Origin of the sequence: Sphingobium sp. AS12, assembly GCF_019097845.1 — a bacterium.
Lineage (GTDB): Bacteria > Pseudomonadota > Alphaproteobacteria > Sphingomonadales > Sphingomonadaceae > Sphingobium.
The window spans coordinates 754,597-780,489 of sequence record NZ_JAHRGM010000001.1; the positions used below are offsets into that span (position 1 = coordinate 754,597).

Here is a 25,893-nt window from a genome sequence, read left to right on the forward strand (position 1 = left end):
GGAGCCCGCCCAGGGACAGCCCCCTAGGATGTGATTATCGCCTCAGGGATGTTCGCTAAAGCTCGTACCAGGCAGTACCCGTCCACCCCAATCTAGGCGTCCGCGGCGCGGGCGGCAAGCCCGTCGCGCAGCTTTTCTATACGCGCCGCCAGCGCCTCTATCACCTGCGCCGCCGGTTCATCCTCCGCTTCCAGCGCCAGCTTTTGCTGCCGGGCCGCAGTATCGCGGCGCAAGTCGTTCAATTCGTCGGCCAGGAATAAAGCGGCGAACAGCAGGCTGCGCACCTCCGTCATGCCGGGCATCCCCTGCTGCGCGGCGCGCGCCTTCTCCTCGATCAGGCTGGCGAGATGGGTGAGATGTGCTTCCTCGCCATCGCGGCACCGTATGTCATAATGGCGTCCGGCAATGTGCAGCGTGGTTTCAGCCAATGGTCCGGCCCTTCAGATCGGCGATCAGCTCATCGAGCGAACGCAGCGCCGCGCGGGCGCCGTCCACATCCATATTCTGACCGCTGGTGGGGAGTGGGGAGGGGGAGGGGGCGGCCGCAAGGCGGACCACATCCTGTTCGAGCCGACCCACTGCACGTTCCAGCGTGCCAATTGCCTGCATCATGCGCTCGCTTGCCATTCCTCACGCATAGCGAAACTTGGCGCGGCACAAAAGCGATCATTGGACCTACAAGAGGCCGCTTTCCGGCCCGCCGCGGTTGACGCATGGGGCTTGACGCGACAAAGGAGGCGCGATCTCGACTCGCCCGCATAGCCTGCGGGCAGGTCAGTCCTGTTCAGGAAAGACGCACGCTGCCGATGACCGTTTCCGATAAGTCGCTCGCCAACGCCATCCGGGCGCTTTCCATGGATGCCGTGCAGGCCGCCAACAGCGGCCATCCGGGGATGCCGATGGGCATGGCAGACGTCGCAACGGTGCTGTTCAGCGATTATCTGAAGTTCGATCCGACCCAGCCCAAATGGGCCGACCGCGACCGTTTCGTCCTGTCGGCAGGCCATGGGTCTATGCTGATCTACAGCCTGCTGCACCTGACCGGCTATGCACGTCCCACGATTGAGGACATCGCCAATTTCCGCCAGTTGCATAGCCCCTGCGCTGGCCATCCTGAAAATTTCGAGCTGGCAGGCGTCGAGGCGACCACGGGGCCGTTGGGTTCGGGCCTGGCCACTGCCGTCGGCATGGCGATTGCCGAGCGGCATCTGAACGCGCAATTTGGCGACGATCTGGTCGATCACCGAACCTGGGTGATTGCGGGCGATGGCTGCCTGATGGAAGGCATCAACCATGAAGCGATTGGCCTTGCCGGTCACCTAAACCTTGGCCGCCTGATCGTGCTGTGGGACGATAACAAGATCACCATTGACGGCGCGGTCGACCTGTCGAGCAGCGAAGATGTCCGCGCCCGCTATGAAGCAACCGGCTGGCATGTCGTGTCGTGCGATGGCCATGACGTGGCCGATGTGCGCCGCGCGCTGGCCGAAGCTGTCGCCGATTCGCGGCCCTCGCTCGTGGCCTGCGCCACCAAGATCGGCTATGGTTCGCCCAACAAGGCAGGCACGTCGGGCGTCCACGGTTCCGCGCTGGGCGACGCTGAAGTCGCAGCCGCGCGCGAATTTCTGGGCTGGGACGCGGCACCCTTCGTCATTCCCGCCGACATTGCCGCCGCCTGGAAGGCGATTGGTGCCAAGGGTGGCGATGTTCGCACTGCGTGGGAAGCCCGGCTTGCAAGCAATGAGAAGAGCGCGGAATTTACCCGTCGCATGGCTGGCGATCTGCCCGCCGACTTCTCGCTGGAAGCCTATATCGACAGCCTGATTGCCGCGCCGCAGAAGGTCGCGACCCGCAAGGCCAGCGAATTGACGCTGGGCGCGATCAACGACCTGCTGCCCGAAACGCTGGGCGGTTCGGCGGACCTTACCGGGTCCAACAATACCAAAACCAAGTCGACAGGCCCGCTGACCAAGGACGATTATTCGGGCCGCTATGTCTATTACGGCATCCGCGAATTCGGCATGGCCTGCGCGATGAACGGCATGGCGCTGCATGGGGGCGTCATCCCCTATGGCGGCACTTTCCTGGTCTTTTCCGACTATATGCGCGCGGGCATCCGCCTCGCCGCGCTCCAGCAGCAGCGTGTAATTCACGTCCTGACCCATGACAGCATCGGCCTTGGCGAAGATGGCCCGACCCACCAGCCGATCGAGCATGTCATGTCGATGCGCATGATCCCGAACCTGGACGTCTATCGCCCCGCGGACATTGTCGAGACGGCGGAATGCTGGGAACTGGCGTTGAAGGACGCGACCGGCCCGTCGGTGCTGGCGCTGACCCGCCAGAATCTGCCACAGCTGCGCACCGAAAAGGCAGAAAATCTGTCGGCCAAGGGCGCTTATCGCCTGCGTGCCGCCAATGCGGATCGCAAGGTCGTGCTGATCGCCACCGGCTCCGAAGTCGAAATCGCGGTCGATACCGCCAAGGCGCTGGAAGAACAGGGCATCGGTGCCGATGTCGTGTCCATGCCAAGCTGGGCGCATTTCGAGGCGCAGCCACAGTCCTACAAGGACGATCTGCTGCCGCACCATGTGCTGCGCGTATCGATCGAGGCCGGGACGACCTTTGGCTGGGAACGCCATACCGGCATCGCCGGGCTGCGCTTTGGCATCGACAGCTTCGGCGCGTCGGCCCCGGCGGAAGCGCTTTACGACCATTTCGGCCTGACCGCCGCAAAGATTGCGCCGCAGATCGTGGCCGCTCTCAACAACTGACCGAACAACAACTTCAGGAGGCTAGTGCAGTGGCAACGAAGGTAGCAATTAACGGTTTCGGACGTATCGGCCGCCTGGTGGCGCGCGCCATTCTCTCGCGCACCGACCATGACCTGGAACTGGTCAGCATCAACGATCTGGGCGACGTCAAATCCAACGCACTGCTGTTCAAGCGCGATTCGGTTCATGGCAACTGGAGCGGCGACGTCAGCGTCGATGGCGATTTCCTGGTCGTCGATGGCAAGAAGATCAAGGTGACCGCCGAGCGCGACCCCGCCAATCTGCCGCACGCGGCGCTGGGCGTGGAGATCGCGCTGGAATGCACCGGCATCTTCACCACCAAGGACAAGGCAAGCGCGCATCTTACCGCCGGCGCCAAGCGCGTCATCATTTCCGCGCCCGGCACCAATGTCGATCGCACCGTCGTATTCGGCGTCAACCATGACGCGCTGACCGCCGACGACATCGTGATTTCGAACGCCAGCTGCACCACCAACTGCCTGGCCCCGCTCGCCAAGGTGCTGAACGACGCCATCGGCATCGAAAGCGGCTTCATGACGACGATCCACAGCTACACCAACGACCAGAACACGCTGGACCAGCTGCACAGCGACATGCGCCGTGCCCGCGCCGCTGCTCTCTCGCAGATCCCGACCTCCACCGGCGCTGCCCGCGCGGTGGGCGAAGTTCTGCCTGAACTCAAGGGCAAGCTGGACGGCTCGTCGATCCGCGTGCCGACGCCCAACGTCTCGGTCGTCGATCTGAAGTTCATTCCCAAGCGCCCGACCACCAAGGATGAGGTCAACGCGCTGCTCAAGGCCGCGTCGGAAGCTGGTCCGCTCAAGGGCGTGCTGGGCTATTCGGACGAGCCGCTGGTCTCGATCGACTATAATGGAGATCCGCGCAGCTCGACCGTCGACAGCCTGGAAACCGCCGTGGTCGATGGCAAGCTGGTGCGCGTGCTCAGCTGGTACGACAATGAATGGGGCTTCTCCAACCGCATGATCGACACTACGGGCGTGGTGGCGAAGTTCCTGTAAGGAACGCGGGGGCGGGTAAAACCGTCCCCTTTTTGCATTTGGGGCAGAAGCAGGGAAATAGCATGACCAAGCCGTTCAAGACACTCGACGATATGGGCGACATCCACGGCAAGGTCGTGCTGGTGCGCGAGGATCTGAACGTGCCGATGCAGGACGGTTCGGTCAGCGATGATACCCGCCTGCGTTCGGCCATGCCGACCGTGCTGGAACTGGCCGATCGTGGTGCGAAAGTGCTGATCCTGGCCCATTTCGGCCGTCCCAAGGGGCAGAAGAACCCCGAATATTCGCTGTCCAAGATCACCCGGCCCCTGAGCCAGGTGCTGGGTCGCGAAGTACAGTTCATCCCTGACTGCCAGGGGGAGGCTGCGACCGATGGCATCGCAGTGATGCGCCCAGGCGACATCGCGATCCTGGAAAATACCCGCTTCCACGCTGGCGAGGAAAAGAACGATCCCGTTCTGGTCGATGCGATGGCGGCGATTGCCGACCTTTATGTCAACGACGCCTTCTCTGCCGCGCACCGCGCCCACGCCTCGACCGCCGGGATTGCGCACAAGCTGCCGTCGTTCGCCGGGCGCGCGATGGAGCGGGAACTCGATGCGTTGCAGGCCGCGCTCGGCACCCCGGTCAAGCCGGTGGCCGCTGTTGTGGGCGGCGCGAAAGTCTCGACCAAGCTTGATGTGCTGAACCATCTGGTCACCAAGGTCGATCATCTGATCATCGGCGGCGGCATGGCCAACACGTTCCTCCACGCGCGCGGCGTCGATATCGGCAAGTCGCTGTGCGAGAAGGATCTGGCCGCTACCGCCGACGCCATTTTCGATGCAGCGGAAGCCGCCGGTTGCACCATCCATCTGCCCTATGACGTGGTGGTCGCGAAGGAATTTGCCGCGAACCCGCCCTCCGTCCGCACCTGCAACGTCCATGAAGTCGCGGCGGACGAAATGATCCTCGACGTCGGCCCCGCCGCCGTTGAAGCGCTGGCCGATGTCCTCAAGACCTGCCGCACGCTTGTGTGGAACGGGCCGTTGGGCGCGTTCGAAATTCCCCCGTTCGACACTGCGACGGTGGCGCTCGCCCGCACGGCGGCTGCGCTGACGAAGGAAGGCCAGTTGACCTCGGTCGCCGGTGGCGGTGATACTGTGGCAGCCCTCAACCACGCAGGGGCAGCAGCCGATTTCACCTTCGTCTCGACGGCCGGCGGCGCGTTCCTGGAATGGATGGAAGGCAAGGATTTGCCGGGCGTAAAGGCTTTGATGGCCTGACGACCGGTCAACGGTGGCACCGCCTTGGAGAGGGCGGCGCCATCTCCATTAAGAGAGAGTATGTGCAGATGCTGGATCAGGTTCAGAAGCAGAAGATTGCGACAGGCGAAGGCTTTATCGCCGCACTCGACCAGAGCGGCGGTTCAACGCCCAAGGCGCTCAAGGGCTATGGCATCGAAGAGGGTGCCTGGTCCAATGACGAGGAAATGTTCGGCCTGATCCACGCGATGCGCAGCCGCATTATCACTTCGCCCGTGTTCACCGGCGAGAAGGTGCTGGGCGCGATCCTGTTCGAGCGCACGATGGACGGCACCGTCGATGGCAAGCCGACCCCGCAGGCGCTGATCGAGCGCGGCGTTGTCCCCTTCATCAAGATCGACAAGGGTCTGGAGCATGAGGCGAACGGCGTTCAGGTGATGAAGCCGAACCCCGACCTGGACGTGCTGCTCCACCGCGCCAAGGCGCTGGGCGTGTTCGGGACCAAGGAACGCTCGGTCATTAACCTAGCCAACCGCGGAGGCATTGCCGCCGTGGTCAAGCAGCAGTTTGAAATCGGTCAACAGGTGCTGGCCGCAGGCTTGATGCCGATCATCGAACCCGAAGTGAACATCAAGTCGCCCGAACGCGCCGAGGCCGACGCGATCCTGCTCGACGAACTGCTCAAGGCGCTCGACGCGCTGCCCGCCGACCAGCAGGTAATGCTGAAGCTGTCGCTGCCGGTGCAGCCGGGCCTGTTCGACCCGCTGGTTGATCATCCCCGCGTGCTGCGCGTCGTCGCCCTGTCGGGCGGCTTTGCCCGTCCCGAAGCCTGCGTCGAACTGGCCAAAAATCGCGGCATCATCGCCAGCTTCAGCCGCGCGCTTCTCAACGATCTGCGCCACCAGATGAGCGACGATGAATTCAACGCATCGCTGGGCGAAGCGATCGACGAAATCCATGGCGCTTCGGTCGCCAAGACGGCGGTTGCTGCGTAACTTGCATTACAGCCGATCAAACTGACTACAGCCTTATCTTCCCCTTTAAGGGGGAGATATCGCACATAGGCTTCCGCTATCCCTACAACGTCATGCTGAATTTATTTCAGCATCCATTTCTCGTCACAAACCGCCGGTTGAGCTGGAGAAATGGACCCTGAAACAAGTTCAGGGTGACGGTGGAGGCGGGGGCAGTTTCATATACAATTCCCCTACCTTGCAGGGGAGGCAAGGAAAGCCAGAGGCTTTCGTTACGATGCTGGCTGGGCTAACACCCGGGCATGACCGATTTTACCGATGAAGAGCTGGCGCTCGACCCGCATTTTGCCGATCAGTTCGAGCAAGGTTTCCGCCCGGCCTGCCAGCTTTACCTGATCTCCCCTCCCAACATCGACGCGACCTTTGTTGATGCGCTGGCCGCCGCGCTGGATGGTGGCGAAGTCGCCGCGTTCCAGTTGCGTCTGAAAGGGCTGGATGAGGACGCGATTGCCGAATTGGCCGCGCCGTTGCAGGCGCTGTGCGCAGATCGCGACGTTGCCTTCATCATCAACGACAGCGTCGCGCTGGCGCAACGTCTGGGCGCAGACGGCGTGCATCTGGGGCAGGGCGATGGCGATCCGCGCGAGGCCCGCAAAATCCTTGGACCCAAGGTGCAGATCGGCGTCACTTGCCATGACAGCCGCCATCTGGCGATGGAAGCGGGAGAGGCGGGGGCCGACTATGTCGCGTTCGGCGCTTTCTATCCCACCACGACCAAGGATGTGCTGCACCATGCAGAGCCGTCGATCCTGGGCTGGTGGACGACGATTTTCGAGCTACCCTGCGTAGCGATCGGCGGCGTGACGGCGGACAATGCCGCGCCGCTGGTGGCGGCGGGCGCGGATTTTCTGGCGGTCAGCAGCGCGGTGTGGAACCATCCGGCGGGGCCGGGCGCTGGCGTTGCGGCCTTTGCCGACGTCTTGCAACAGGCCCGCAACGGAGCGCCGGACCCCAAATGACCATCATCGTCCATCATCTCAACAACAGCCGGTCACAACGCATCCTCTGGCTGCTGGAGGAATTGGGCGAGCCTTATCAGGTCGTCCGTTACGAGCGCGACCGAAAGACCATGCGCGCGCCCGCCACGCTGCGCGCCATCCATTCGCTGGGGCGCTCACCGGTGGTGGAGGTGGACGGTCACGCCCTGATCGAAACCGGCGCGATCATGGACTATCTGGTTGCCCGAGCCGGACGCTTTGGCCCGCCCGCAGATGCGGAGGGCGCGATCCGCTATCGGCAATATATGCACTATGCCGAAGGATCGATGATGCCGCCGCTTCTCGCGCTGCTCATCATCGGCAAGCTGGGCCTGCTCGGTCGCCCTGCGCGGCCCACGGTGCAGCGGATGCTGGACGATCACCTCGACTGGCTGGAAAGCGAATTGGCGTCGCGCCCCTATTTTGCCGGGGACGATTTCACCGCCGCCGACATGATGATGAGCTTCCCGATCGAAGCCTCCCGCTCGCGCGGTGGCCTGAACGACTCGCGTCCCGCTATCCGGCGCTGGCTCAGCGGAATGCAGGCGCGCCCGGCCTATCAGGCTGCCCTCGCCGCGGGCGGTCCCTATGCTTACGCCTGATCGCCGCACTGTGCTCGCCTCCATGGCGGGGCTGGCGGCAAGCACGGTCACGCCGCGCCTGTTCGCGCAGGAGCGGGCGGCAGAAGCCTTGAGGCCTCTCACCGGCACCATCGCACCGATCGGCCGCCCCGAACGCGCCGATCGCCTGACCCGCGCACAGGCAATGATGCAACGCGGGGGGATCGACGCGCTGCTGATCGAGCCGGGCGCGAGCCTCGTCTATTATACGGGCGTTCGCTGGTGGCGCAGCGAGCGGCTGACTGCCGCCATCATCCCTGCGACCGGCACGCCGTTGATCATCTGTCCTTTTTTCGAGAAGCCCTCGATCGAAGAATCGCTCGGCATCCCGGCGGAGGTCCGCGTCTGGCAGGAGCATGAAAGCCCCCACGCCTTGATCGCCACCTTCCTCAAGGAGAAGGGGCTGGCGCGTGGTCGCATCGGCATAGAGGAAACAGTGCGCTATTTCGCCGTCGATGGCCTCAAAGCCGCTTTGCCCGGCGCAACCCTGGTCCCCGACAGCGTCACCCGCACCCTGCGAATGCGCAAGGCCCCCGCTGAAATCGCGCTGATGCAGGCAGCTGCCGACGTCACCATGGCCGCCTATCGCTGGACCTACCCGCAGGTGAGAGCGGGCATGACCCCCGCCGACATCGCCGCGCTGATGACCGCCGCGACCAAACAGCTCGGCGGCAAGCCTGAATTCAATCTGGTGCTGCTCGGCGAGGCAGCCGCCTATCCCCATGGCTCCGGCAAGCTACAGGCGGTGCGGATAGGGGAGGTGGTGCTAATGGATTGCGGCTGCACCGTCGGCGACTATCAGTCCGACATCAGTCGCACCTTCATCCATGGCGCAACCCCCACCACGCAACAGCGCAAAGTGTGGAACGACGTGTCGCGCGGCCAGAGCATCGCGATCAACGGGGCAAAACTCGGCGAACCCGCCGGATCGGTCGATGACGCAGTGCGCGGCTGGTATGAAACCCAGGGCTACGGCCCCGGCTACGCGCTCCCCGGCCTGTCCCACCGCACCGGCCATGGCATCGGCATGGAAGGGCATGAGCCGGTCAACCTGGTCCATGGCGAAACCACCAAGCTGGACGTCGGCATGTGCTTTTCCAACGAACCGGGCCTGTATCTGCCCGGCGTGATGGGCGTGCGGATGGAGGACTGCTTCCACATGACGGCGCAGGGACCGGCGTGGTTTTCTAAGCCGCCGGTGTCGATCGAGGAAGCTATTGGGTAGGGGGCATGACCGAAGCGGCAATAATAGTGGCGATCTTCCTGTCGGGGCTGGGTAGCGCCATTCTTCTCAAGCGTCGGTGGGGAACGAGTGTCGGCCTGCTTGGTGGCCTATTGGTTAGCGTAGCTTTTTGGATTGCTGCGTCTGTCGCCATGGTCGCCTCGTTTGAGATTGAGTAGTCTTCTTTCGTTGCTTTCCTGCTATGGTCATCCCAGCGAAAGCTGGGATCTCACTTTTCGTCTGCGCATCGAAAGGAGGCAGAGAGATGCCAGCCTTCGCTGGCATGACAGATGTTACGTTGCGACCAAATCCTCCGCTTGTGCGGCGGGCCGCTTCCCACTAAATCGCCCCCATGACATCGACCAACGACATTCGCCGCTCCTTCCTCGACTATTTCGGGGCCAACGGCCACACCATCGTTCCGTCCGCGCCGCTGGTGCCGCACAACGACCCGACGCTGATGTTCGTCAATGCGGGCATGGTGCCGTTCAAGAATGTCTTTACCGGCCTGGAAACCCGCCCCTACAAGACCGCGACGTCGAGCCAGAAGTCGGTTCGCGCGGGCGGCAAGCATAATGATCTCGACAATGTCGGCTATACTGCGCGCCACCATACTTTCTTTGAAATGCTGGGCAATTTCAGCTTTGGCGACTATTTCAAGGAACAGGCGATCCACCATGCCTGGACCCTGCTGACCAAGGAATGGGGGCTTCCGGCCGACAAGCTGACCGCGACCGTCTATCACACCGATGACGAAGCGTTCGACCTGTGGCGCAAGATTGCGGGCCTGCCCGAACATCGCATCATCCGCATCCCGACCAAGGATAATTTCTGGGCGATGGGCGACAGTGGCCCCTGCGGTCCCTGTTCGGAGATATTCTACGATCATGGCGACCATATCTGGGGCGGCCCTCCCGGCAGCCCGGAGGAGGATGGCGACCGCTTCGTCGAAATCTGGAATCTGGTGTTCATGCAATATGAGCAGGAAGCCAATGAGATCGTCAGCGAACTGCCCAAGCCCTCGATCGACACCGGCATGGGTCTGGAGCGCATCGCCGCCGTCATGCAGGGCGTCCATAACAATTATGATACCGACACATTCAAGGCGCTGATTGCCGAAAGCGGCGCGATCACCCGCACCGCGACCGATGGTGACCTCCAGGCCAGCCACCGCGTCATCGCCGATCATCTCCGTTCGACCAGCTTCCTGATCGCCGATGGCGTGCTGCCCGCCAATGAAGGCCGCGGCTATGTGCTGCGCCGGATCATGCGCCGCGCCATGCGCCATGCGCACATCATCGGGGCCAAAGACCCGCTGATGTATCGCCTGGTCGGCAGCCTCGTCTCCGAAATGGGCGGCGCCTATCCCGAACTGGTCCGTGCCCAGCCGCTGATCGAGGAAACTTTGCTGCGGGAGGAAACCCGCTTCCGCAAGACGCTGGAAAACGGCCTGCGCCTGCTCGATGAAGCGACGACCGGCATGGCCGAAGGCGGCACGCTGCCCGGCGAAACCGCATTCAAGCTCTACGACACATATGGCTTCCCCTATGACCTGACCGAGGACGCGCTGCGCACCCAGGGTCTGGGCGTCGACCGCGCCGGTTTCGACGCTGCCATGGCCGAACAGAAAGCCGCCGCCCGCGCAGCGTGGAAGGGATCGGGTGAAAAGGCGTCGGACGACATCTGGTACGACATTGCCGAAACCCTCGGCAGCACCGAATTTGTCGGCTACGCCTCGACCAAGGGCGAGGGCGAAGTGCTGGCCATCGTCAAGGACGGCGCGCGCGTCGATAGCGCGACCGTTGGCGACAGCGTTGCGATCATCACCAACCAGACGCCTTTCTATGGCGAAAGCGGCGGGCAGAATGGCGATGCCGGGGCGATCACCTCGCTCGGCGGCCTGTCCGCTGACGTTGCCGACACATCCAAGCCATTGGGCCGCCTCCATGCACATCAGGCCGTGATCAGCGCCGGCAGCGTCAAGGTCGGCGACACGGTCCAACTGAGCGTCGATGTCGAACGCCGCGATCGCATCCGCGCCAACCACAGCGCCACCCACTTGCTCCACGCAGCCCTGCGCAAGGAACTCGGCGCGCATGTGACGCAAAAGGGCAGCATGGTCGCCGCCGAACGGCTGCGCTTCGACTTCTCGCACCCCGAAGCCCTGACCCATGCGCAGATCGCCAAGGTCGAGGCGGACGTGAACGCGCAGATCCGCCATAATGAGGAGGTCACGACCCGTCTCATGACGCCCGACGACGCGATTGCAGCGGGCGCAATGGCGCTGTTCGGCGAAAAATATGGCGATGAAGTGCGCGTTCTTTCGATGGGGAAGGGCGACGATCTTCATTATTCGGTCGAACTGTGCGGCGGCACCCATGTCCGCGCGACGGGCGATATCGCCTTGCTCAAGATCGTGTCGGAAAGCGCCGTTTCCAGCGGCGTTCGCCGGATCGAGGCCTTGACCGGGGAGGCCGCGCGCCTCTGGCTGGTCGATCGGGAGGACAAGCTTCGCCAGTCCGCCGCCACGCTCAAAACGTCGCCCGAAGATGTGCCCGCGCGCATCGCCGCGCTGGTAGAACAGAGCCGCAAGCTGGAACGCGAACTGGCCGAAGCCAAGAAGGCACTGGCGCTGGGCGGCGGCGCGTCGGGTGCGGCTCCGGCTGGTCCCGAACAGGTCGGCGCCGTCAGCTTCCTGGCGCAGGTCATCGACGGCCTCGACCCCAAGGAATTGCGCGGCATCGTTGACGGCAATAAAAAGACGCTGGGCAGCGGCGTGTCGGCGATCGTGGCCGTGGTCGATGGCCGCGCCACTATTGCCGTGGGCGTCACTGACGATCTGACCGGCACAATCAGCGCGGTCGATCTCGTCCGCGTCGGTGTCGAGGCGCTGGGCGGCAAGGGCGGCGGTGGCCGTCCCGACATGGCGCAGGGCGGCGGCCCCGACGGGGACAAGGCGGCTGCAGCTATCGAGGCGGTCAAGGCCCGACTTGCGGGGAGTCCCGGCTAACCCCATGGCCATATTCAACCGCGATTCCGATGATGAAGTCGCCCGCGGCGCCCGCGCCGTGGTCGTCCATGCCGAAACCCACGGGCTGGAACGCCGGGATAGCGAGGCAAGGCTGGAGGAAGCGCGCGGGCTGGCGCTGGCCATTGGCATCGACGTGCGCGTGGGCCAAGCCTTTCGCGTGCGCGACCGTAAACCCGCGACCCTGTTCGGTAGCGGGCAGGTCGACCAGATCGCCACCCTCGTTGTCCAGGAGGAGGCCGAACTGGTCATCGTCGACAATGCCCTGTCGCCGGTTCAGCAAAGCAATCTGGAAAAGGCTGTCGGCGCAAAAGTGATCGACCGCACCGGGCTGATCCTCGAAATCTTCGGCGAACGCGCTGCCACCAACGAAGGCCGGCTACAGGTCGAACTCGCGCATCTGGATTATCAGGCGGGGCGGCTGGTGCGCAGCTGGACGCATTTGGAGCGGCAGCGCGGCGGCTTCGGCTTTTTGGGTGGCCCCGGCGAAACCCAGATCGAGGCGGACAGGCGGATGATCCGCGACCGCATGGCCAAGATCCGCAAGGAACTGGATCAGGTCACCCGCACGCGCGGCCTACACCGCGCCCGGCGGCAACGCGCGCCTTGGCCGGTGATCGCGCTGGTCGGCTATACCAACGCCGGAAAATCGACGCTTTTCAATCGCCTGACAGGCGCTGACGTCATGGCGGAGGATTTGCTCTTCGCCACGCTCGACCCGACCATGCGCCAGATCGCGCTGCCCGGCCTCGACAAGGCGATCCTGTCCGACACGGTCGGCTTCGTCTCCGACCTGCCGACCCAGCTCATCGCCGCCTTTCGCGCGACGCTGGAAGAAGTACTGTCCGCCGACCTCATCGTCCATGTCCGCGACATCGCCCATCCCGACAGCGACGCCCAGCGCGACGATGTGCTGGACGTGCTGAGCGAGTTGGGCGTGGCCGGGGAGGGGGCGCTCGACCGCGCTGAAGGCGAACCCGCAGCCCCGCCGATTATCGAGGCGTGGAACAAGCTCGACCTGCTTGATCCCGAAGCCGAAGCGCTGGCGAGAGAAACCGCGTCCCGCCGCGACGATGTGGTGATCCTCTCGGCATTGACGGGGGATGGCGTCGCCGACCTGCAACGCGCGATCAGTACGAAAATGACAGGAGGAGCCAAAGTCTATGGTCTGCGCATCGCGGCGTCCGATGGCGCAGCGTTGGCGTGGCTCCACGAACATGGCGAAGTGCTGACCAGCGATGCCCAGGGCGAGGAAACCCGCGTCGAAGTCAGGCTTTCGGACGCGGCCTTCGCACGGTTCGGGAAACGCGGGCAGGTGTAGGCGCTGGCGTTACGCCAGCGCTTTTTCAACCACGCCTACGGCCTGCTTCAACGCCCCGGCGCGGTCGCAGCTATGCCCACATTTTTCCTGCTGATACTGCAACTTGTGCAGGATATTGCGCGCGGCATCCGCATTGCCTAGCCGGATTTCCGCAATGGCCAGTCCGGACATCGCACCGGGATGCCCGTTGCGACCACGATAGAGGCTCTGCTCGAAATAGCGCCGCGCTGCTGCCGCATCGCCCAGGCCGAGCTTGGCCATGCCCTTGAGGAAACGCGCCTGACGGCTGGGCGTCTCGCCGATCACGGTCGCAAGCAGGCTGTCAGCCTGCACATAATCGCCCGATGCGATCAACTGCTGTGCCTGCTGCAAGGACGTGGAGCGGCTGCTGCGGAAATTGTCGGGGCCAAAGCCGGTGATGGGCATGACGCCCATCGGGCTGGCCGTGTTGAAATGGATGCCGGAAATGCCAGTGCCATTTTGCTGGGCGTAGGCAGGCACCGCCACAGCGCAAAGGAGCGGGAGAAGGACAGTCAGGCGCATCGCATTTCCTCCATCATATGATCGGGAGAAAATTATGGCTTTTGCAAGCACTTGTCAAATATCAGTTTCAATTCCAAACCTTGTCTGGGTCATGTCTGAGGCGAGTGGAGCGTTTTATAACTCCCGAAACATCACCAGCGCATCGACAGTGCCAAGGGCAGGGTGATCAAACGCACCCGGCAACCGCCCGACCACCACAAAGCCCATGGCCTGCCACAGGGCCACCGCGCGCAGATTGGTCGACACCACGAAGTTGAATTGCATCGCGCGAAAACCCAATTCCCGCGCCAGATCGAGCGAGGCCGCGCACATGCGCCGCGCGACACCGCGTCCAGTCGCGTGTTGCGCCACGACATAACCTGCATTGGCGACATGTGCGCCGCCGCCGCTCTGGTTCGCGCGCACATAGAAAACGCCCAGCACAACGCCATCCTCCTCCAATACCCGCACTGTCCGGTCGGGCGACAGCCAGAGGGAGAGGGCGGCCTGCCGCGTCATCTCGCGCGGGACGGCCAGCGTTTCGCCAGCACGGATCACTGGTTCGATGATAGCCCAGATCGCATCCTGATCGGCGGGCGTGACCGCGCGGATCAAGCCGGCACTTCCGCCTGCTTGGCCCGCTGCCATAGCTTTTCCTTCTCATCCAGCGGAAGGGCGGCGAAAGCGTCTCCAGCGATGGCCTCCATCATTCTGAACCGCCGGTCGAACTTGGCGTTACCGGCCCGCAGAGCCACTTCCGGATCAACCTTCAGATGTCGTGCGAGATTGACGACCGCAAACAGCAGATCACCCACTTCCTCCTCACGCTCCGCCTGCGTCGCCGCCCCCTGCACCTCGTCCAGTTCCTCGACGATCTTGGCGATCGCGCCATCACTGTCGGGCCAGTCAAACCCGGTCCGCGCCGCGCGCTTCTGCAACTTCTCGGCGCGCAGCAGTGCGGGCAGGGCGATCGCGACCCCGGCCAGCGCGCTTGGGTCCGGTTCCTTTTCCGCCCGCTCGGCGGCCTTGATCGCCTCCCACTGGGCATGGCCATCCTCGCGTCTTGTGCCTTCGCCAAAGACATGCGGATGCCGCCGGATCATCTTCTGGGTGATGCCGTCGATCACGTCCTGCAAACTGAAATGCCCGGCCTGTTCTGCCATCCGGCTGTGAAACGCCACCTGGAGCAGCAGATCGCCCAGTTCATCACGCAGCGCCGCCATGTCGTTACGCTCGATCGCGTCGGCCACCTCATAGGCTTCCTCGATCGTATAGGGCGCGATCGACATGAAATCCTGTTCGATGTCCCAAGGGCAGCCCGTATCAGGATCACGCAACCGCGCCATGACGGTGGCAAGCGGCATGATGTCGGCGGAACTGGCTGTGGGCATGGCGGAACCTGGAATGATGGAGGGGATGAAAAAGGGAGATACTGTTTCGAAAGGGCGTTGGCCAGACTTCGCAATCTGTTCTCGCTAATTAGAGAAGTCACAATCTGTGCCATATATAAATGTCACAGGTTGGGGAACAGCAGGGGCTGCGTGGAGCCATCGATACAGCGCAGCGCAGACCCTGCTGATGCGCTGACCTTGGGGTAGCCGACCCATGGACCCGCTGCCCTGCAGTGGGCCCGGTCATGTCCTCTGCACGAACCTGAGCGTGCCGCGTTCGCGCAACGCCTCATCACTGAGCCTGGGACCGCGCTTGAGCTTTGAGCCGCCCAGTTTGCGGCGATCGATCTTCGCGGGTGGTTCCGGCTCGGGGAACATATGCATGGTCTGGTCACGGCGGGCAGGGGCGTCGTTGTTGCGCTTGCGGTGATGCGGCATGATCGCCTGCATCTGCCGGGCCAACAAGAGCGCCGCATCCAGATGCTTGTTCTCGACAATGGCAGGCTGGTTCACCTGCCGCATCTTGTCGAACTGACGATAGGGCAGGACATGGCCTTCATGCTCGATCTCCAGCCGACCGTCAGGATATTCGCACACTGTCACCCGCTTGCGCGCCAATGCTTTGCTGATCGCTGTCGGCTCCAGAATGAACATCACCTTGTTGTAATGCAGCGTCAGCGCCGCCGTTACTGTCCGCTGCTCTCGCCAGACCATGATCGAGCGCAGATCGTCATGCGTAGCGAGGGGACGGTGCAGGTCGCGCGCATCAAAGGCGGGGCGAGCGAACCGCGCATTATGCCGGGCCATATAGCTGTCGAGAAAGACGTTGGCGTCATCGATCGACGATATGCCTTCCAGACGCATCGCTTTGACCAGGCGATCCTGCAACGTGGCATTGGCCCGTTCGACCCGGCCCTTGGCCTGCGGCGAGTTGGCGCAGATGATCTCGATGTTGAGCGCATCGAGCGCCCGCCCGAAATGCGTCATGCCGTCACCGCGCGCCGCGCTGGCGCGGGAGTTGCGGAAGACGCTGTGCTGATCGGAGTAGAAGGCCACTGGCTTGCCGTGCCGCTCGATATACTCGCGTGTCGCCTCCATATAGGCGAAGGTGCTCTCGCTCTGGACCATCTTGAGGTGCATCAGCTCGCTGGTCGCGTCGTCGATATAGACGAGAAGCGTGCATTGCGGCCCGCGATCCTCAAACCACCAGTGCTTCGAGCCGTCGATCTGGATCAACTCGCCCCGGCAATCCCGGCGATAGCGTGGTTGATATGGGCGAGGGCGGCGGGCTTCGCGATCCTTCCACAACCCAGCCTTGATCATGAACTGGCGCAACGTCTCGCAGGCCAGATGAATATCGTGCCGTTCGGCCAGATACTCACGGGCCAGAGTGGGACCGAAATCATAATAATGCTCACGCACGATCGCGACCACGCGCTCGCGAAAATCATCGGGATAGCGCCGGTTGCTGGGCCGGCCGCGCTTGGCTGACACCAAGCCGGCAGCACCTTCGGCTCGTAACCGATCCAACAGCCGATAAATCTGCCGCCGCTGAATGCCTAAAAGCCGGGCCGCATCCGTCGGCCGCAGTTCGCCACGGTTCACGCGCATCAAGGTATCGAAACGCGAAAGCTCGCCATCGCTCATCACCAGCACCGCCATTATCGCACATCCTCCAACGCGAAGGATGAACATGACAGCAGCGCTCCGCTGATGATCCAAACTGTGTCATCTCTATCTAGCGGGGGTGTGTCATTTCTAAATGGCGCTTACAGCAATCCAAGTCCGATAATATATATTATGTTAAATCAAGCCTCGTATCAAATCGCTCACATATGTCCAAATCACTGTCGGCTTAAACTTAATCCTCCCGGATCAGGCTGGTCTTGGCCGTGTCCTTCATCCGCACATAGACGACCAGAGAGATGGCGATCATCACGCTGACATAGATATAAAATGCCTGCTCCATGCCCGCCTGTTTGAACCAGAGCGCCACCAGTTCCGCCGTCCCGCCAAACATCGTATTGGCCAGCGCATAAGGCAGCGCCACGCCCAGCGCCCGGATATGCGCGGGAAACAGCTCGGCCTTCACTACCGCGTTGATCGATGTGTAACCGGTCACGATCACCAGCCCCGCCATCACCAGCAGCCCGGCGACCACAGGATCCTTCGTCACCGCCAGCGTCGCAAAGATCGGATAGGTGCAAAGCACGCCCATGACGCCAAAGCCGATCATCAGCGGCTTGCGCCCGATCCGGTCCGACAGCGCCCCAGCAACCGGCTGCAACAGCATGAAAACAAACAGGGTCACGGCATTGATCTGCGATGCGGCTTCACGGCTCAACCCACTCGTGTTGACCAGGAATTTCTGCATGTAGATGGAGTAGGCATAGAATGCGATCGTCCCGCCCGCGGTCAGCAGCATCACCGTCACCGTCTCGCGCGGATGCTTGGTCAGCAGTTCGACAAAGCCGGATTTCGGCGCGCCCTCCGCCTTGGCCACGGCAAAGCTCTCCGTCTCCGCCAGCCCGCGCCGAAGCCAGAATACGACGACCGCCAGCGCCCCACCAATGAAGAAGGGTATCCGCCAGCCCCAAGCATCTAACTGCGCCTCGCTCAGTGTCGCCTGCAACAGCAGCAGCACGCAGATCGCCACCAACTGCCCCGCGATCAGCGTTACATATTGAAAGCTGGAGAAAAAGCCGCGCCGGTTTCTGCCCGCCATTTCCGACAAATAGGTCGCGCTCGCGCCATATTCCCCACCGATCGACAATCCCTGCATCAACCGCGCCAGTACCAGCAACAGCGGCGCAGCGACCCCGATCGTCTCATAGCCCGGAGTCATCGCTATCAGCAGCGACCCCGCGCACATCAGCGCCACCGACAGCGTCAGCCCGCTCTTGCGCCCGTGCCGGTCGGCATAGACGCCCATGATCCACGCGCCGATCGGCCGCATCAGGAAGCCGACGGCAAAGATGCCGGCCGCGCTCAGCAACTGGGCGGTGCGGTCCTGACTGGGGAAGAAATGCGGCGCGAAATAGAGGGTGAAGGCGGCATAGGCATACCAGTCATACCATTCGACCAGATTGCCGGTCGAGCCGCCGATAATGGCCTTGAGTCGTTCGCGCTGGCTGGGAGCACCTGTTTCTATTGGGGCGGTCATGGCGTCAACACCATTTCGCCATTCTGCACGCCCCAGCTTTTCAGGCGGGACAGCATGTTCATGCCGATCACATTGACCTCACCAAAGCTGGATGACACGACAACGGGCAAGTCGGTCGCCGTAATTGGACCGACCGCCAAGCTGGCGATGCTGGATCGCCGCGCCTCCACCCTGCCATTGGCTGTGGTCATGATCACGCCCGGCGCGCCGACATCATAGTTGAGGCCCGACGCCCGCGCGGTATTTTCCGACAGCGCGGTGATGGTCGCGCCGCTGTCGATCAGGAACCGGGCCGGTGTGCCGTTGATCGTCGGTTCGACCCAATAATGGCCATCGGGCGCGACGGGGATGCGAATGGATTGCCCCTCGGCTTTGGCAGGCGGCAGCGCGACAGGGGCTTCATCGACCATATCCCCCTGCTCGGCCCAACGCCCGGTCAGATAGCCCTGATTCTGCGCCAGTTTGAACAGGCCCAGCAGTCCGGCGAAGATCGCGACCCACAGCAACGCCATGCGCAGCACCCCGCCCCAGGCAAGCCGCCGACCGATGAGCGCGGAGCCAACCAGCACCAGTGCCAGCACATACCAGATGGTTGATGCCGCCTGATCGCCGCTGTCCATCAATCCCCCTGCTCTGCCGGTTCCAACACTATCATCATGCCGTCATAGCCCGGTTCGACGCCCTTGGGGAGGGTGCGGCGCAATGTCGCATAATCCATGCTCTGGTCCATATGGGTCAGGATCGCGCGACCGGGCCGGGCAGCGGCGATGCCGTCCAGCGTCAGCGCCAAATGCGGATGCGTCGGGTGCGGCTTTTCGCGCAAGGCATCCACCACCCACACATCGACACCGTCATACAGCGCCAGCATGTCGGGCGTCAGCTCATGAAAATCCGTGGCATAGGCGATGGACCTGCCGCCATGGCTGAAGCGGAAGCCGGTCGAATAAATGTCGCCATGGGGCTGATCGACGCAGGCAATGTCGATATCGCCGATCCGCAGGCCATCAGGCAAAACTCGCCCGTCGATGGTCGGATGATAGCCGTTGCGACCATCAAAGGCGTAGCTAAACCGCTGGCGTAGCAGGCTGAGCGTCTGCAACCGGGCATAGCCGGGCAGCGGCTCGCGGCGATGGTGATAAAGCTGCCGCACATCGTCTATGCCATGGCTGTGATCGGCATGGTCATGCGTCCAAAGGATCGCATCGATGGCGATCACGTCCGCGGCCAGCAGTTGCGCGCGCATATCGGGCGAGGTGTCCACCAATATCCGCGTCGTCGCGCTTTCGACCAGAATCGACACGCGGGTCCGGCGGTTCTTTGGCTCTGCGGGGTCGCACGCTCCCCAGTCATTGCCGATGCGCGGAACCCCTGACGATGTGCCGCTGCCCAGGATCGTGAGTGTGAGGCTCATGCCACCTTCTTGAAAAGGGTGCGGAAATTGGCGGAGGTGGCGGCGGCCAGATCCTCCAGGCTTTCGCCGCGCAAATTGGCAAGGAATTTTGCGGTGTCGGCGACGAAGGCCGGCTCGCACGGACGCCCGCGATGCGGCACCGGGGCCAGGAAGGGCGAGTCCGTTTCCACCAGCAGCCGGTCGATCGGCAGGCGCGCGGCGGTCTCCTGCAAATCCTTCGCGCTCTTGAAGGTCACGATGCCCGATATGCTGATATAGAAACCCAGCTCCAGCGCGGCGTCGGCAAAGGCTCCGCTGGCAGTGAAGCAATGGATGACGCCGGTGTAAGCGCCCTTCCCCATCTCGTCCCGCATCACCGCCAGTGTATCCTCCTCCGCATCGCGGGTGTGGACGATCAGTGGCAGGTCCGTGTCGCGCGCTGCGACGATGTGCGACCGGAAGCTGCTGCGTTGCCGTTCGCGGTCGCTATGGTCGTAATAATAATCGAGACCCGTCTCGCCGATGCCGACGACGCGGGGATGCGCCGCGCGGGCGACCAGTTTGGCGGTGTCGATATGGGGATGCTCGTCCGCCTCATGCGGATGGATGCCGACCGTCGCCCACACGTCCGGCGCGCGGATGGCGGTGTCCAACACCGCATCCCACTCGCTTTCGCGCGTGGCGATGTTGAGCATCAGGTCGATGCCGGACGCGCGGGCGCGTTCCAGCACATTCTCCTGATCCTCGACCAACCCCTTGTAATTAAGGTGGCAATGGCTGTCGATCAGCATGGGCTTAGCCGTCCGCTTCGGTCAGTTCGAGCCGGGGGAAGAGCGGCTTGGGCGCGGCCAGGATGAAGTCGCTTTCCGCCAGCGGCGAATACCAATGATCGCCGATCGCGCTATAGGTCCGCTTGTCGGCGGGAATGCCCATATGGTCGAGCAGCGCGGTCGCGCTGGCGGGGATCACCGGCAACACGGCGACGGTAAGCTGCGCTATCGCGATATAGAGCGTCGCCAGCACGGTCTCCATCCGCTGCGGGTCGGTCTTGCGCAGGGTCCAGGGGGCTTGCGCATCGATATATTGGTTGCAGGCAAAGGCTGCGCGCAGCCAGGCGTCGATCGCCACCGATGGCGCAACGTCGGCCATGGCGGCAGGCATGTCGGTGCGCACAACCCGATCGATCAGGTCGAACAATTCGCTGTCCGCCGGATCATGGCCATGAATGGCGGGCAAATACCCTTCCAGATTCTTGGCGATGAAGCTCAGCGTCCGCTGCGCCAGATTGCCGAACGCATTGCCCAGATCGCTGTTGGAGCGCTGGACGATCGCCTCGGCGCTATAGCTGCCATCATTGCCGAACGTGACTTCCGACAGCAGAAAATAGCGCAACTGGTCAACACCGAACCGCTCGGCCAGTTCGATCGGGTCGGCGACATTGCCGACCGACTTGGACATTTTCTCGCCCCGGTTGAGCAGAAAGCCGTGACCAAAGACCTGCTTGGGCAGCGGTATTTTGGCGCTCATGAGGAAGGCTGGCCAGTAAACGGCATGAAAACGCACAATATCCTTGCCAATGATGTGCGTGATGTCGCCGCCTTCCGCCCAATATCGCGCCATCCGCTCCGCATCGTCGGGATAGCCGCAGCCGGTCAGATAATTGGTCAGCGCATCGACCCACACATACATGACATGGCCGTCGCTGCCGGGCACCTTGACCCCCCAGTCGAAGCTGGTGCGGGAAATGCTGAGGTCCGACAGGCCACCCTCGACGAAGCGCAAAATCTCGTTTCGGCGGCTGTCGGGGCGAATGAAATCGGGCTGGCTCTCATAGAGCGCCAGCAACCTGTCCTGATAGTTGGACAGGCGGAAAAACCAGCTTTCCTCGACCGTCCACTCCACGGGTGTCCCCTGGGGTGAGAGTTTGGCCCCCCCTTCCCCGTCAGTCAGTTCCTTTTCGTCGTAGAATGCTTCGTCGCGGACCGAATACCAGCCTTCATAACGGTCCAGATACAGGTCGCCATTGGCCTCCATCGCCTGCCAGATCGCCTGGCTGGCACTATGGTGCGCTGCCTCGCTGGTGCGGATGAAGCGATCATGGCTGATGTTAAGCCGCTCATTCATCTCGCGGAAATAGCCCGACATTTCATCGGCCAGCGCCAGTGGTTCGATCCCCCGGTTGCGCGCGGTCTGCGCCATTTTCAGGCCATGCTCGTCCGTACCCGTCTGGAAGAATACGTCGCGGCCCATCATCCGCTGGAACCGGGCAATCGCATCGGTCGCGATCACCTCATAGGCGTGGCCGATATGGGGACGGCCATTGGGATAGGAAATGGCGGTGGTGATCGTATATGGCTTGGACATGCCCCGTCCCTAGCGGCTGTTGCGCCGGGCGGGAAGCCGCTTTTCAGGCCGATTGCGGTGCAAGCGCCGCGACATGGCCGGCCAGTTCAAACACCACCGCTGCCGGATCGAGCGACAGGATCACTGCTCCGCCCGCCAGATGCCGCGCCTTTTCCCAATGATCAAGCGCCACGCCAAGCGCGGACCCACTGCGATGGCGCGCGGCCTGCGCGATAAAGGCGGGCGCGCGTTCCAGAAACGCCTCGTATCGCGGCTTGGCCGATTTGATCGCCAGCGCCTTGGCCAGCGCCAGCCGCTGGCGATTGTCGCGGTCGCCATCCTGCGCTATCCGCGCCATCGCGCTCTCAATGTCAGCAAGGTTCAGCCCTGCATAGCGCAGCGCCTTGCCCGGCGACCCTTCACCCGCGCGGATCAGCGCGTCAATCTCCGCCGGGGACAGCGCCTCGTCCTTGCTCCGCAAGATCACACGCATCGCCCCGTCATTCAGCGGATCGAACCGTAATGTACGGCAGCGCGACCGGATCGTCGGTAGCAAACGCCCCGGCGCATGGCTGACCAGCAGGAAGAGCATGTCGGCGGGCGGCTCTTCCAGATTTTTGAGCAACGCATTGGCCGCGCCCCGCTCCAGATCGTCTGCGCTGTCGATCACCACGATCCGCCGGGTCGAGAGCGACGGGGCCGACTGGAGCAACCGGTGCAGCCCGCGCACCTGATCGACGTTGATGTTGCGCGCAGTGACGCCATCCTTTTCCAGCGGGAACAGTTCGGCATAATCAGGATGAGCGCTGGCCTCGATCAGGCGGCGGACAGGGTGGGTTTCCGGCACATCCAGCCCCTCCCCCTCCACCGGCGGACCGGCGGCGTCAGCCAGCAGGCGCAGCGCCAGCGCGCGCGCAAAACCGCCCTTGCCGATCCCCTTGGGACCGCTCAAGATCCAGCCATGATGCATCCGCCCGCTGGCCGCCGCGTCTATCAGCGTCCGCGCCTGCGCGTCATGGCCCAGAAGTGACGTCATGGCAGCAAGTCCGCCACCGCATCGAGCAGGCGGGCCGTCACCGCGTCAGCCTCACCCGACGCATCAATCGCGTGAAAGCGGGCGGCTTCGTCTCTGGCAAATCGGGCAAAGGCATCAGCAACAGCCCGATGAAAACTCTGGCCTCGCCCGCCGATCCGGTCGGACTTGTCCCCGTCCCGCACCCGCGCCCGCGCTTCGGCCTCGCCCTCTGGCAAGGTCAGGAACAGCGTCCTATCGGGCAAAAACCCTTCGCTACCGATTCGGTGCAGCGTCACTATATCCGCGTCGCTCAGCGCCCCCTGCCCCTGATAGGCCCGGCTCGAATCGAGAAACCGGTCGGACAGCACCCATGCCCCGCGCGCCAGCGCAGGCCGAATCGTCTTTTCGACGTGATCGGCCCGCGCAGCGGCGAACAGCAAAGCCTCGGCTCGTGCGCTCCATCGATCCGCGCGGCCCGTCAGCAACAGCGAACGGATCGCTTCGGCCCCCTCACTGCCACCCGGTTCGCGGGTTTCCACCACGTCCAGTCCGCGCTCGCGCAGAGCGGCTGCGAGCGCACGCAACTGGGTCGATTTGCCCGCGCCCTCCCCGCCTTCCAGCGTGATGAACCGTCCCGCCGTCACCCGAACAGCGATTTCAGGCCATTCCACAACCGGCCGAACATGCCCGCTTCGGCGACATCTGCGCCCGCGACCAGCGGCATCACCTGCGGCGGCGTGTCGGGCGTGGACACGATCAGGTCGGCAATCTTCTGCCCCTTGGCGATCGGCGCCTTGATCGGGCCGGTATAGACGACCTTGACCGAGATATTGGTCGATGCGGTGCGCGGCAATGTGACAGCCAGATTCTGCGGCGCGACCAGCGCGACGCTGGTTTCGCTGCCCAATTGGACGTCGGCGGTTTCGACCGTCACGCCCTTCTTGAACAAGGGCTGCGCCTTCCACGCCTTAAAGCCCCAGTCCATGAAGCGGACCGATTCCTGAATCCGCCCGTTAAAGCTGGTCAGCCCCGCCACCACCATCACCAGACGGCGGCCATCCTGCTCGGCCGATCCAGTAAAGCCGAAACCGGCTTCCTCGGTATGGCCGGTCTTGAGGCCGTCGGCACCCGCAATCTTGCCAAGGATCGGGTTGCGATTGCCCTGCGCAATGTCCGCGCCGCCCATCGTCTTGCCCCAGGTGAAGGAGCGGGTGGCGTAGAAGCGCTTGTAGAGATCGGGCGTTTCCTCGATCGTTCCCTGCGCCAGCTTGGCCAGATCCTCGGCGGTCACATAGGTCACGCCCTCGTCCGGCCAGCCGTTGCTGGTGCCGAAATGGCTGTTCTTGAGGCCCATGCGCTTGGCCTCCTCATTCATCAGCGCGACGAAGGCCTGTTCGGTACCGGCAATCCCTTCGGCCAGCACGACGCAGGCGTCATTGCCCGACAGGGTGACAATGCCGTGCAGCAGATTTTCGACCGACACCTGCTCGCCCGCCGACAGGAACATGGTCGATCCTGCGGCAGGACCATGCCACTGTTTCCAGGTTTCCGGGCGCACGGTGAACATCGTGTCGAGCTTCAAATCGCCCTTCTTGATCAGGCGGAACGCGACATGCGCGGTCATCATCTTGGCCATCGACGCGGGCGGCATCTTCGTCTCGCCACCCTTGTCATACAGCACAGCGCCCGACGACAAATCCTTCATATAGGCGATGGGCGCTTCGCTGGTGTAAGGCGGCGCGGCGGCGGTCAGCGGCTGGGTCAACAGCCCGGTGAAAAGGAGGACTGCAACGGACTTGTTCATGGGGCTGCCTTCAAATGGGATGGAATCGCCGGTCGGTGCGCGATGTCTATCGCGCGTCATTAGCCATGATGCGGCCATTCTCAAAGCCCTTGGCTGCGGCTGCGCGCACACCCGCCTGCGCGGCGTCCTGCGTGGCATAGGGACCAAAGCGCACGCGCCACAATCCGTCGCCTTCCACCGCCTGCGCGCCAATGCGCTTCGCCAGCGTTTCCGCGCGGGCGCGGGAGGCAAAAGCGGCGACTTGCACGATATAATTTCTGGGCGGCGTCGGCGCGGCGACCGGCGCAACAGGCTGGGGTGCCGATGGCGCGCCTACCTGTTCCACCACGAAACCATCCTGCGGTGCTGGCTGGGGCACGGACTCGCGCAGGTCCGGGCCGCGCACCGGCTTGGGCAATGTCCTGAGGCTGGGCTTGGCTGAAATGGCGGCCTTTTTCAGACGTCCGGGGAGCTTGGCGCGCAATGCCGTCAGCAGGGCTGGCGGGGTTTCCAGCCGCTCGGCGACCCGGCCATGGCCGCGCAGCGTGGCGCGCTCCTGATCGGGCGGGCTGACCCGCCGCACCCGCACCGCCACCGCGCCATCGCCGATGACACCCAATTGCTCGGCAGCCCCCCGCGACAGGTCGATGATCCGGTCATTGGCAAAGGGGCCGCGATCATTGACCCGCACCAGGATCGTCCGGCCCGTGTCCAGCGCCGTCACCTCGACATAGCTGGGCAGCGGCAATGTCTGGTGCGCAGCGGTGATCGCGCTCGGCACGAACGTCTCGCCATTGGCGGTGCGGTTGCCCTGCAACTCCTCGCCATACCAGCCCGCATAGCCGACCGCATCATAATTGGGCGCATCTTCGGGCGTATAGGTCACGCCGCCCACGCTATAGGGCGCGCCGATCGTCACCGGTTCATCGGCGACCATCCCGCCCTGCGCCAGCGGACGCGGTGATGGCGTCGGCGGCACGCGCGGTTGCTCCCCGCCGCCGCAGGACGCGAGGAACAGCATCACTC

Annotated in this window: 25 protein-coding genes; 10 read left to right on the forward strand and 15 right to left on the reverse strand. The window is 63.5% G+C overall.

What is annotated here, in order from left to right:
• Positions 1–92: 92 nt before the first annotated feature.
• Both KRZ98_RS03760 and KRZ98_RS03765 read right to left on the reverse strand, forming a co-directional pair.
• A complete protein-coding gene (locus KRZ98_RS03760; protein WP_217672280.1) occupies positions 93–428 on the reverse strand; it encodes a cell division protein ZapA in 336 nt (111 codons plus the stop codon).
• Entirely contained in the window at positions 421–612 is a 192-nt protein-coding gene (locus KRZ98_RS03765) for a hypothetical protein (RefSeq protein ID WP_217672281.1), read from the reverse strand. The genes KRZ98_RS03760 and KRZ98_RS03765 overlap by 8 nt, the downstream gene beginning before the upstream one ends.
• A gap of 194 nt (positions 613–806) precedes the next feature.
• Between KRZ98_RS03765 and tkt the strand changes: the two genes are divergently transcribed.
• From tkt to hflX, 10 genes are all read left to right on the forward strand, one after another.
• Positions 807–2,774: a transketolase gene (tkt, locus tag KRZ98_RS03770; RefSeq protein WP_217672282.1), complete on the forward strand. Its 1,968-nt coding sequence runs from the start codon at positions 807–809 to the stop codon at positions 2,772–2,774.
• A gap of 29 nt (positions 2,775–2,803) precedes the next feature.
• Positions 2,804–3,814, forward strand: a complete 1,011-nt coding sequence (gap, locus tag KRZ98_RS03775) for a type I glyceraldehyde-3-phosphate dehydrogenase (RefSeq protein ID WP_217672283.1) — start codon at positions 2,804–2,806, stop codon at positions 3,812–3,814.
• Positions 3,815–3,876: 62 nt separating this feature from the next.
• A complete protein-coding gene (gene pgk, locus KRZ98_RS03780) occupies positions 3,877–5,079 on the forward strand; it encodes a phosphoglycerate kinase (RefSeq protein WP_217672284.1) in 1,203 nt (400 codons plus the stop codon).
• 68 nt (positions 5,080–5,147) lie between these two features.
• Positions 5,148–6,053 (forward strand): fructose bisphosphate aldolase, encoded by a 906-nt coding sequence (locus tag KRZ98_RS03785; RefSeq protein WP_217672431.1) that lies wholly within the window; start codon positions 5,148–5,150, stop codon positions 6,051–6,053.
• Positions 6,054–6,334: 281 nt separating this feature from the next.
• Positions 6,335–7,051 (forward strand): thiamine phosphate synthase, encoded by a 717-nt coding sequence (gene thiE / locus KRZ98_RS03790; RefSeq protein ID WP_217672285.1) that lies wholly within the window; start codon positions 6,335–6,337, stop codon positions 7,049–7,051.
• The gene (locus KRZ98_RS03795) at positions 7,048–7,671 is read left to right on the forward strand and encodes a glutathione S-transferase family protein (RefSeq protein WP_217672286.1); all 624 of its coding nucleotides are present in this window, start codon (positions 7,048–7,050) and stop codon (positions 7,669–7,671) included. Before thiE ends, KRZ98_RS03795 begins: the two co-directional genes overlap by 4 nt.
• Positions 7,658–8,914 carry a Xaa-Pro peptidase family protein gene (locus KRZ98_RS03800; protein ID WP_217672287.1) on the forward strand — a complete coding sequence of 419 codons (1,257 nt, stop codon included), beginning with the start codon at positions 7,658–7,660 and terminating at the stop codon, positions 8,912–8,914. The genes KRZ98_RS03795 and KRZ98_RS03800 overlap by 14 nt, the downstream gene beginning before the upstream one ends.
• Before the next feature lie 5 nt (positions 8,915–8,919).
• Positions 8,920–9,090, forward strand: coding sequence for a hypothetical protein (locus KRZ98_RS03805; protein WP_217672288.1), 171 nt, complete (start codon positions 8,920–8,922; stop codon positions 9,088–9,090).
• A gap of 173 nt (positions 9,091–9,263) precedes the next feature.
• Positions 9,264–11,921 (forward strand): alanine--tRNA ligase, encoded by a 2,658-nt coding sequence (alaS, locus tag KRZ98_RS03810; protein WP_217672289.1) that lies wholly within the window; start codon positions 9,264–9,266, stop codon positions 11,919–11,921.
• Between the two features lie 4 nt (positions 11,922–11,925).
• Positions 11,926–13,260, forward strand: a complete 1,335-nt coding sequence (gene hflX, locus KRZ98_RS03815) for a GTPase HflX (protein WP_217672290.1) — start codon at positions 11,926–11,928, stop codon at positions 13,258–13,260.
• A 9-nt stretch (positions 13,261–13,269) separates the two neighbouring features.
• On the opposite strand, the gene KRZ98_RS03820 is transcribed toward hflX, so the two are convergent.
• From KRZ98_RS03820 to KRZ98_RS03880, 13 genes are all read right to left on the reverse strand, one after another.
• A complete protein-coding gene (locus tag KRZ98_RS03820) occupies positions 13,270–13,803 on the reverse strand; it encodes a M48 family metallopeptidase (protein WP_217672291.1) in 534 nt (177 codons plus the stop codon).
• A 114-nt stretch (positions 13,804–13,917) separates the two neighbouring features.
• A complete protein-coding gene (locus tag KRZ98_RS03825; protein ID WP_217672292.1) occupies positions 13,918–14,430 on the reverse strand; it encodes a GNAT family N-acetyltransferase in 513 nt (170 codons plus the stop codon).
• Entirely contained in the window at positions 14,394–15,173 is a 780-nt protein-coding gene (gene mazG, locus KRZ98_RS03830) for a nucleoside triphosphate pyrophosphohydrolase (RefSeq protein WP_217672293.1), read from the reverse strand. Before mazG ends, KRZ98_RS03825 begins: the two co-directional genes overlap by 37 nt.
• Positions 15,174–15,416: 243 nt before the next feature.
• Positions 15,417–16,835, reverse strand: coding sequence for an ISNCY family transposase (locus tag KRZ98_RS03835; protein WP_217672294.1), 1,419 nt, complete (start codon positions 16,833–16,835; stop codon positions 15,417–15,419).
• Between the two features lie 199 nt (positions 16,836–17,034).
• A complete protein-coding gene (locus tag KRZ98_RS03840) occupies positions 17,035–18,336 on the reverse strand; it encodes an MFS transporter (protein ID WP_217672295.1) in 1,302 nt (433 codons plus the stop codon).
• Positions 18,333–18,956 carry a TIGR02281 family clan AA aspartic protease gene (locus KRZ98_RS03845; protein ID WP_217672296.1) on the reverse strand — a complete coding sequence of 208 codons (624 nt, stop codon included), beginning with the start codon at positions 18,954–18,956 and terminating at the stop codon, positions 18,333–18,335. Before KRZ98_RS03845 ends, KRZ98_RS03840 begins: the two co-directional genes overlap by 4 nt.
• Positions 18,956–19,747 (reverse strand): MBL fold metallo-hydrolase, encoded by a 792-nt coding sequence (locus KRZ98_RS03850; RefSeq protein WP_217672297.1) that lies wholly within the window; start codon positions 19,745–19,747, stop codon positions 18,956–18,958. Before KRZ98_RS03850 ends, KRZ98_RS03845 begins: the two co-directional genes overlap by 1 nt.
• Positions 19,744–20,517: a TatD family hydrolase gene (locus tag KRZ98_RS03855; RefSeq protein ID WP_217672298.1), complete on the reverse strand. Its 774-nt coding sequence runs from the start codon at positions 20,515–20,517 to the stop codon at positions 19,744–19,746. Before KRZ98_RS03855 ends, KRZ98_RS03850 begins: the two co-directional genes overlap by 4 nt.
• A gap of 4 nt (positions 20,518–20,521) precedes the next feature.
• Positions 20,522–22,090, reverse strand: coding sequence for a methionine--tRNA ligase (gene metG, locus KRZ98_RS03860; protein ID WP_217672299.1), 1,569 nt, complete (start codon positions 22,088–22,090; stop codon positions 20,522–20,524).
• A gap of 43 nt (positions 22,091–22,133) precedes the next feature.
• Positions 22,134–23,105, reverse strand: a complete 972-nt coding sequence (locus KRZ98_RS03865; RefSeq protein WP_217672300.1) for an AAA family ATPase — start codon at positions 23,103–23,105, stop codon at positions 22,134–22,136.
• Positions 23,102–23,728: a dTMP kinase gene (gene tmk, locus KRZ98_RS03870; RefSeq protein ID WP_217672301.1), complete on the reverse strand. Its 627-nt coding sequence runs from the start codon at positions 23,726–23,728 to the stop codon at positions 23,102–23,104. The genes KRZ98_RS03865 and tmk overlap by 4 nt, the downstream gene beginning before the upstream one ends.
• Positions 23,725–24,888, reverse strand: coding sequence for a D-alanyl-D-alanine carboxypeptidase family protein (locus KRZ98_RS03875; RefSeq protein ID WP_217672302.1), 1,164 nt, complete (start codon positions 24,886–24,888; stop codon positions 23,725–23,727). The genes tmk and KRZ98_RS03875 overlap by 4 nt, the downstream gene beginning before the upstream one ends.
• 46 nt (positions 24,889–24,934) lie before the next feature.
• Entirely contained in the window at positions 24,935–25,888 is a 954-nt protein-coding gene (locus tag KRZ98_RS03880; protein WP_302849070.1) for a septal ring lytic transglycosylase RlpA family protein, read from the reverse strand.
• Positions 25,889–25,893 lie beyond the last annotated feature (5 nt).

What these genes read in the sequence shown, in the direction of transcription:
- KRZ98_RS03765 (WP_217672281.1), bottom strand. Translation starts at nt 612, where the DNA reads ATGATGCAGGCAATTGGCACGCTGGAACGTGCAGTGGGTCGGCTCGAA.
- tkt (WP_217672282.1), top strand. Translation starts at nt 807, where the DNA reads ATGACCGTTTCCGATAAGTCGCTCGCCAACGCCATCCGGGCGCTTTCC.
- pgk (WP_217672284.1), top strand. Translation starts at nt 3,877, where the DNA reads ATGACCAAGCCGTTCAAGACACTCGACGATATGGGCGACATCCACGGC.
- KRZ98_RS03785 (WP_217672431.1), top strand. Translation starts at nt 5,148, where the DNA reads ATGCTGGATCAGGTTCAGAAGCAGAAGATTGCGACAGGCGAAGGCTTT.
- thiE (WP_217672285.1), top strand. Translation starts at nt 6,335, where the DNA reads ATGACCGATTTTACCGATGAAGAGCTGGCGCTCGACCCGCATTTTGCC.
- KRZ98_RS03795 (WP_217672286.1), top strand. Translation starts at nt 7,048, where the DNA reads ATGACCATCATCGTCCATCATCTCAACAACAGCCGGTCACAACGCATC.
- KRZ98_RS03800 (WP_217672287.1), top strand. Translation starts at nt 7,658, where the DNA reads ATGCTTACGCCTGATCGCCGCACTGTGCTCGCCTCCATGGCGGGGCTG.
- KRZ98_RS03805 (WP_217672288.1), top strand. Translation starts at nt 8,920, where the DNA reads ATGACCGAAGCGGCAATAATAGTGGCGATCTTCCTGTCGGGGCTGGGT.
- alaS (WP_217672289.1), top strand. Translation starts at nt 9,264, where the DNA reads ATGACATCGACCAACGACATTCGCCGCTCCTTCCTCGACTATTTCGGG.
- hflX (WP_217672290.1), top strand. Translation starts at nt 11,926, where the DNA reads ATGGCCATATTCAACCGCGATTCCGATGATGAAGTCGCCCGCGGCGCC.
- KRZ98_RS03820 (WP_217672291.1), bottom strand. Translation starts at nt 13,803, where the DNA reads ATGCGCCTGACTGTCCTTCTCCCGCTCCTTTGCGCTGTGGCGGTGCCT.
- KRZ98_RS03825 (WP_217672292.1), bottom strand. Translation starts at nt 14,430, where the DNA reads ATGGCAGCGGGCCAAGCAGGCGGAAGTGCCGGCTTGATCCGCGCGGTC.
- mazG (WP_217672293.1), bottom strand. Translation starts at nt 15,173, where the DNA reads ATGCCCACAGCCAGTTCCGCCGACATCATGCCGCTTGCCACCGTCATG.
- KRZ98_RS03835 (WP_217672294.1), bottom strand. Translation starts at nt 16,835, where the DNA reads ATGGCGGTGCTGGTGATGAGCGATGGCGAGCTTTCGCGTTTCGATACC.
- KRZ98_RS03840 (WP_217672295.1), bottom strand. Translation starts at nt 18,336, where the DNA reads ATGACCGCCCCAATAGAAACAGGTGCTCCCAGCCAGCGCGAACGACTC.
- KRZ98_RS03845 (WP_217672296.1), bottom strand. Translation starts at nt 18,956, where the DNA reads ATGGACAGCGGCGATCAGGCGGCATCAACCATCTGGTATGTGCTGGCA.
- KRZ98_RS03850 (WP_217672297.1), bottom strand. Translation starts at nt 19,747, where the DNA reads ATGAGCCTCACACTCACGATCCTGGGCAGCGGCACATCGTCAGGGGTT.
- KRZ98_RS03855 (WP_217672298.1), bottom strand. Translation starts at nt 20,517, where the DNA reads ATGCTGATCGACAGCCATTGCCACCTTAATTACAAGGGGTTGGTCGAG.
- metG (WP_217672299.1), bottom strand. Translation starts at nt 22,090, where the DNA reads ATGTCCAAGCCATATACGATCACCACCGCCATTTCCTATCCCAATGGC.
- KRZ98_RS03865 (WP_217672300.1), bottom strand. Translation starts at nt 23,105, where the DNA reads ATGACGTCACTTCTGGGCCATGACGCGCAGGCGCGGACGCTGATAGAC.
- KRZ98_RS03875 (WP_217672302.1), bottom strand. Translation starts at nt 24,888, where the DNA reads ATGAACAAGTCCGTTGCAGTCCTCCTTTTCACCGGGCTGTTGACCCAG.
- KRZ98_RS03880 (WP_302849070.1), bottom strand. Translation starts at nt 25,888, where the DNA reads ATGCTGTTCCTCGCGTCCTGCGGCGGCGGGGAGCAACCGCGCGTGCCG.